At 72.4% G+C, this 6,696-nt stretch carries 7 protein-coding genes; 3 read left to right on the top strand and 4 right to left on the bottom strand.

Annotated features, from left to right (window positions below; all coding sequences use genetic code 11):
* The coding region (locus VFW24_07310; protein ID HEX5266564.1) for a hypothetical protein at positions 1–1,041 on the bottom strand (1,041 nt) is incomplete at its 3' end.
* A 100-nt stretch (positions 1,042–1,141) separates the two neighbouring features.
* On the opposite strand from VFW24_07310, the gene VFW24_07305 reads away from it, so the two are divergent.
* Positions 1,142–3,949 carry a DEAD/DEAH box helicase gene (locus tag VFW24_07305; protein HEX5266563.1) on the top strand — a complete coding sequence of 936 codons (2,808 nt, stop codon included), beginning with the start codon at positions 1,142–1,144 and terminating at the stop codon, positions 3,947–3,949.
* Between the two features lie 7 nt (positions 3,950–3,956).
* Complete coding sequence (locus tag VFW24_07300) at positions 3,957–5,201, top strand: SWIM zinc finger family protein (protein HEX5266562.1); 1,245 nt, start codon at positions 3,957–3,959, stop codon at positions 5,199–5,201.
* On the opposite strand, the gene VFW24_07295 is transcribed toward VFW24_07300, so the two are convergent.
* From VFW24_07295 to VFW24_07285, 3 genes are all read right to left on the bottom strand, one after another.
* Positions 5,170–5,424, bottom strand: coding sequence for a hypothetical protein (locus tag VFW24_07295; GenBank protein ID HEX5266561.1), 255 nt, complete (start codon positions 5,422–5,424; stop codon positions 5,170–5,172). The genes VFW24_07300 and VFW24_07295 overlap by 32 nt on opposite strands.
* A 102-nt stretch (positions 5,425–5,526) precedes the next feature.
* Positions 5,527–5,979 carry a hypothetical protein gene (locus VFW24_07290; GenBank protein HEX5266560.1) on the bottom strand — a complete coding sequence of 151 codons (453 nt, stop codon included), beginning with the start codon at positions 5,977–5,979 and terminating at the stop codon, positions 5,527–5,529.
* Positions 5,980–6,020: 41 nt separating this feature from the next.
* Positions 6,021–6,263, bottom strand: coding sequence for a hypothetical protein (locus VFW24_07285; protein ID HEX5266559.1), 243 nt, complete (start codon positions 6,261–6,263; stop codon positions 6,021–6,023).
* A gap of 86 nt (positions 6,264–6,349) precedes the next feature.
* Here VFW24_07285 and VFW24_07280 point away from each other — a divergent pair.
* On the top strand, positions 6,350–6,696 hold a 347-nt coding region (locus tag VFW24_07280), incomplete at its 3' end, for a thiamine pyrophosphate-binding protein (GenBank protein ID HEX5266558.1).

Below are 6,696 nucleotides of genomic sequence, written 5' to 3'. Positions count from 1 at the left end.
CTGCAGGTCCTCGACCAGATGGCTGGCCGCCTGGAGGAGCCGGGCCTTGGCGGGGGGATCCTCGGGCAGGGTCCGGACCGCCTCCATGAGGGCGCCGATGCGGACCTGCAGGGTGTCGACAGCGGCCTGGAGATCCTCCGGGAGCGGGGGCGGAAGGCGCCGGCCGACGAGGGCGTCGAGGGCCCGTTGCAGGCGCTCCGCCGACTCCCCGAGCTGGTCGACCCGGGCCTGACCCGACGCAGGCATGGCCGCCCGGGCGCCCCGGACCAGCCCCAGCACCCGTCCCGGTCCCACCTCGAGGCCGAGGCTGTCGGCCATCACGTCCTCGAGCTCGTGGGCCTCGTCGAAGACCACGAGGTCGTGGTCGGGAAGGACCATGCCCCCGCTGGCGAGGTGGGCTCCGTAGAGATGGGTGTTCACCACCACCACGTCCGCCGCCGCCGCCCGGCTCCGCGCCGCTTCGGCGAGGCAGTCCTCCCCGTGGGGGCAGCGGGGCGCCCCCGGGCACTCCTGGGCCGTGACGCTCACGGCCTGCCAGGCGGCGGGGCGGGGCTCGAAGTCGAGCTCGGCCCGGTCCCCGCTCGCGGTGGTCTCACCCCACTCGAGCAGCCGGCGGACCTGCCGGCCGAGCGGGCCGGGGCGGTCCCCACCCTCCTCGAGGCCCAGCTCCTCGGGCGCGCTCGTCGCCTCGGCGGCGCGCTGGCGGCACAGGTAGTTGCTCCGTCCCTTGAGGACGGCCCACGTGAACGGAGCGGGGAGATGCTCGGCCAGGAACGGCAGGTCGCGGTGGGCCAGCTGGTCCTGGAGGGCCTTGGTGGCGGTGGCGACCACAAAAGTTGCACCTAGCAGTATCGAGGGGACGAGGTAGCCGAGAGACTTGCCGGTGCCCGTCCCGGCTTGCACGATCAGGTGGCGCTTCGTGCGGATCGCGTTGGCAACGGCCAGAGCCATTTCGACCTGTCCGGGCCGCTCCTCTCCGCCGCCCGGGAGTGCGACCGTCACCCGCCGAAGGGCAGCCACGATGTCGGCGTCGGAGGGCACCCGTCGGAGGGTAACGGGGGCATCGTGGCGGAACCGAGTCGTGACTGCCCGGCGGCGGTACATCCGCCTTCCGCCCGGGCCCTGCCGGTACGGTCGGTCCGTGGCGGAGCGGACGGCCGGAGGCGTTGTCTTTGTGCCCGGCGATCCACCCCGTACGGGCTTTCTGGCGCTGTGGCCCCCACCGTCGGGCAAGCCGACGTCGCCACGACAAGGGGGGGAGCTCGAGCTGTTGCTCCCGGCCGGGACCACGGTCCGGCGCCGGCGGGTACCGGCGCTTTTCATGCCGATGGCCGATGCAGTGGGCTGGCTGGCCGACCCCCCTGCCCCACTCGCCCCTGCGGCCGCGGCATGGGTCAGCGCGGCTCGTCTGGGCTTCGATCTCATCTCTCGGGGCCGGCTCGTGCCCGCCGCCAGCCCGGGGGGATGGGACGCTTGGCGGGTCGGCCCCCTCGATGCCGCGGATCTGGACCGGCTGGCCCAGCTGGCGGCGGCCTTCCCGCCCGAGGCGCACGCCATTCCCATCGCCGGCTCCACACCGGCGCGTATCCGGTCGGCCGACTCGCTGGTCCGGGATCTCTGGGACGCCCTGGCCGACGCGCTGGTGCGCAGCCCCGCGGCGGCGCTCACCGTGGCCGACCCGGCGTTTGCCAGCTCGGATCCCGTCGATGTCACCGACCTGGCGGAGTGGCTGGCCACCGCCGATCGCACGCTCGACTCGGGGGCCCGCCCCGGCTTGCGCCTCGAGTTCCCGGACGGGCCTGGCGGTGAGCTCCGTGCCACGGTCCAGCTGCGCAGCACGGTCGACGCCTCCCTCGTCGTGGACGCCGCCCACCTTTGGGATGCGCCGGCGGCCGTGCTGGCCCGGATGGGAGACGTCGTCGACGCCGATCTATTCCTGGCCCTCCGGCGTGGCGCCCAGGTCTGGCCACCGCTGAAGCGGCTGCTCGACGAGGCTCGGCCCGAATCGCTGGTCCTCGACGACACCGCGGCCGGGGACCTCCTGTCGGGAGCCGTCGCGGACGGCCTAGCGGGGGCAGGCATCGAGGTGCTTTGGCCCGCCGAGCTCGGCCAGGACCAGCTCACGCTCCGGGCGGTCGTCGGACCCACGCCGAGCCCGGGGTCGGTCACCAAGGCGGGACTGGACCTGAGCTCCCTCGTGGAGTTCCGTTGGCAGGTCGCCCTGGGCGGCCAGGTTCTTTCCCATGACGAGTTGGCCCAGGTGGCCGAGGCCAAGCGCCCGGTCGTGCGCCTGCGGGGCCGGTGGGTCACCGTGGATCCCGCTCTTCTGGCCCGCTTGCAGCGGCGCCGCCCCCCACGGATGTCCGGAGCCGAGGCCCTGGCTGCCGCTCTGGCGGGAGATGTCGAGGTCGACGGTGAACGGGTGGCCGTCTCGGCCGACGGACCCCTGGCCGACCTGGCCGCCCGGCTCGGGGCCGCTGCCGGTACCAACCGAGTGGGCGAAGCCCCCCTGGGGCTCACCGCCACGCTGCGGCCCTACCAGCTGCGCGGCCTGGCCTGGTTGTCGGAGATGGCCGAGCTCGGCCTGGGTGGCTGCCTGGCCGACGACATGGGGCTGGGCAAGACGGTCCAGGTGATAGCCCTCCACCTGTCACGCAAGGGTTCGGCGGGTGGGCGCAGCGGGGCTCGGGGAACCGCGGGGCTGCCCACCCTGGTCGTGTGTCCCACGTCGCTGCTCGGCAACTGGGAACGGGAGCTGGGCCGCTTCGCCCCTGAGGTGCCCGTGCGCCGCTTCCACGGCGGAGGGCGACACCTGGAGAAGGTCGCTCCTGGCGAGGTGGTCCTCGTGACCTACGGCGTCATGAGGCGCGACCTGGAATCGCTCCGCGTGATCGACTGGGGTCTGGTGGTGGCCGACGAGGCCCAGCACGCCAAGAACCCGCTGTCGAGCACCGCTCGCGCCCTCCGGGGCCTGCCAGCCCAGGCGCGTATCGCTCTCACCGGCACACCCGTCGAGAACCGGCTCTCCGAGCTCTGGTCGATCCTCGACTGGACCACGCCCGGTCTTCTGGGACCGCTGGACCGGTTCCGGCGCCAGGTAGCGGTACCAGTCGAGCGCGGCGGGGACCCCGAGATCACCGAACGCCTGGCGCGTACGGTGCGGCCGTTCCTGCTGCGGCGGCGCAAGAGCGACCCCGGCATCGCTCCCGAGCTTCCGCCCAAGACCGAGACCGATGTCGTCGTTCCCCTCACCGTCGAGCAGACGACGCTCTACGAGGCGGTGGTGCGGGAGACCATGGCGCAGGTCGAGATGGCCGAGGGGATGGCGAGACGGGGCCTGGTGCTCAAGCTCCTGACCGCCCTGAAGCAGGTCTGCAACCATCCCGCCCAGTACCTTCGGCAGCGAACTCCCCTCGCGGGCCGGTCGGGCAAGCTGGCGGCCCTCGACGAGCTGGTGGACGTCATCGTCGACGAGGGGGAATCGGTGCTGGTGTTCACCCAGTACGTGCAGATGGCCGCGCTCATCGAATCGCACCTGGGCGGGCGCGGCGTCTCCTCGATGCTGTTGCAGGGCAAGGTCTCGGCGGCCAACCGGGAGAAGATGGTGGCCTCCTTCCAGGCGGGTGAGGTAGCTGTCTTCCTGCTCTCGCTCAAGGCCGGCGGGGTCGGGCTCAATCTCACCCGGGCCACCCACGTCATCCACTACGACCGCTGGTGGAACCCGGCGGTCGAGGATCAGGCTTCCGACCGGGCCTATCGCATCGGCCAGGACCGGCCGGTGCAGATCCACCGGCTGGTCACCGAGGGCACCCTGGAGGACCGTATCGCCGCCCTGCTGGCCTCCAAGCGGGAGCTGGCGGATCGGGTGGTGGGGGCAGGGGAGGGCTGGATCAGCGAGCTGTCCAACGACGACCTCTCCGCGCTCGTCTCCCTCGGGAGTGCGAGATGACCTCGCGATGACCGCGGTCGGACGCCGTCCCCGCCCGACCGGAAGACGCCGCGCCTTCGGCACCTCGTGGTGGGGCCAGGCCTGGATCGAGGCGCTGGAGGAGCGCGCCCGCCTCGATCCCAACCGCTTGCCCCGGGGGCGCACCTACGCGCGGGCCGGCCGCGTGGGTCCGCTCGAGGTGGCGCCGGGTGTCATTCGCGCCGCCGTGCACGGTTCGCGCCGTCAGCCCTACCAGGTGAATGTGCGGGTCCGGGTTCTGAGGGACGCCGAGTGGGACCGGCTCCTCGACGCGGTGGCGGCGCGGGCCGGACATACCGCCGCCCTACTCGACGGTGAGCTGCCCCCCGAAGTGGTAGCCGATGCCGGCTCCGTTGGCGTCGAGCTGCTTCCGGGCCCCGGGGAGCTGGGCCCGCGCTGCTCTTGTCCCGACTGGGCCGACCCGTGCAAGCACGCGGCTGCCGTCGTGTACCTGATGGCCGACGTCCTCGACGCAGACCCCTTTGCCCTCTTGACCCTGCGCGGCCGGGCACGCGAGGAGGTGATGGGCGCACTGCGGCTCCGCCGCCGGGGCTCCGCCGACCGGCGGCTATCGGCCGGGCTGGCGCCGATTGCGCGCCTCGTCGACTCCGGGGTAGCGGCCCGCGACGCCTACGCCCAACGGGGCACAGCGACGTCGTTGCCGAGGATTCCGTTACCGCCATCTCATCCCGGTGATCCCGTCCCGCTTGCCGTGGATCCGGAACCCGGCTCCCGGGTGCGCAGGTCGGACCTGTCCGAGCTGGTTGCTGACGCCACGCGCCGGGCGTGGGAGATCTGCGTCGGGCAGGGAGACGGAGGCCTGCACCTCGATCCTTCGCTCGATCTGGCCCGCAGGGCAGCCGAGGCTCATGATCGGCGGGGCCCGGGCGCGGTCGGTTCCCTGGCGGCGGCCGCCGGTATGCGGGCCGCGGAGCTGGGCCGTCTCAGCGCCGCGTGGAAGCTCGGGGGTGCTGACGCCGTCGGGGTCCTGAGAGATTCCTGCACACCCGATGGGGAGTCTCTCGATGAGGCGCGGTCAGCTTGCGGCCGGATGGGGCCCGTGCAGGTCCGAGCCAACCGCGTGACCTTCGCCGATGGAGGTGGGCAGCTCCGGCTCGGCCGGGCCGGCTACTGGTACCGCTTCGAGCGTGTTGGCGCGCGATGGGAGCTGATGTCCGGGCCGGCTGCGGACCCGGCGGACCTCATTGCGTCGCCTTGGGATGGGTCACGCTGACCTTGGTGACCCATACGACTCTGTCGTCCTTGTCCGGGCAGTACCAGATGCGCCCGGCGCCCGTGAGCTGGTGTTGCCATTGCGGCAGGACCTTCTTGCCGATGCGCCGGGTGGCCAACGGGCCCGCCAACGGTCCGGTGCGGCGAGGATTGGGGCTGCGGTCCATCGGCCGCTGCTGCAGCCGGTCCCGTTCGGCCATCATCAGATTGGGCTCGGCTGCCACGGCCTCGCCCCACTCCTTGTGTGCCCGGGCCGAGGCCGGCTTGAGGGCCCAAGGCTGCTTGGGGTCCGATCGGGCGCGTCCTTTGCGGGGCGGGGCCACCCGCTAGAGCGACGAGTCGTACAAGGGCTCCTCGAGCGCCACGGACAACTCCTCCCGGAGGGCCTCGTCGGTCCAGACCTCGGCGGTCGCCTTCCAGTCGTCGATGAGGTCGCGCAGCGCCTGGATGGGGCCCCCGGACAAGGCGAGGAGCAGCGGTGCCTCCAGCTCGAAGCCGAAGCGTCGCTGGTCGTCGCGACCGAAGACCGAGACCCAGCCGAAGCCTCCATAGGCGCCCACATCAGGGGCCTCTGTAGCCAGCGCCCGCTGCAGGCGGAGAAAGTCGGCGGCGATGACGGTTAGCTCGTCCTGGCGGGCCACGTCTTCGGCCAGGGCCAGGAGCAGGACCACCCCGTCCTTGTCCCGGATCAGGGTTCCGCCGGCCCGAGCCGAGTCCAGCACCTCCCGGCTCCGGCGAGCCACGTCCGTCGCCTGGAAGGTCTTCTCGGGCTGCCGCATGCCACTCACTCTAACGCAGGATCCTGCGTAGGATCGTACGTTTAGCCCGCCGCCATGGTCTCCGTGGCGACGACCACGGTGCGGCCGAGAAGGAGCAGCGGGACCAGATAGCCCAGCGACTTCCCCGTCCCGGTTCCCGCCTGAACGACGAGATGGCGCCTGGAGCGGACGGCATTGGCGACGGCGAGAGCCATGACGACCTGTCCGGGCCGGCTCTCGCCGCCCCCCGGCAGGGCCGTCGTCACCCGTTCCAGGGCGGCGACGATCTGCGCGTCGGAAGGCACGCCTCGACCGTACCGGGGCCGGAACGACGGGACTCCGGCCGACCGGCCGTGATTGTGGGGGCTGGAGGGCGGAAAAGAGGTACGCCATGGGAGAGACCGTCAGCGACCACCTCCTCGAGCGACTCCGGCAATGGGGCGTGGACAAGGTCTTCGCCTACCCGGGGGACGGCATCAACGGTGTCCTGGCCGCCTTCGGGCGGGCGGGGAACGACCCGAAGTTCATCCAGGCCCGACACGAGGAGATGGCCGCCTTCGAGGCGGTGGGCTACGCCAAGTTCTCGTCCCGGGTCGGCGTGTGCATGGCCACGTCCGGGCCCGGCGCCATCCACCTGCTGAACGGGCTGTACGACGCCCTTCTCGACCACGTGCCCGTGGTCGCCATCGTCGGCCAGACCAACCGCTCCGCCATGGGGGGCTCGTACCAGCAGGAGGT

This window comes from Acidimicrobiales bacterium (assembly GCA_036273495.1).
Classification (GTDB): domain Bacteria; phylum Actinomycetota; class Acidimicrobiia; order Acidimicrobiales; family JAJPHE01; genus DASSEU01.
This window is presented reverse-complemented; position numbering and strand designations above follow the sequence as displayed.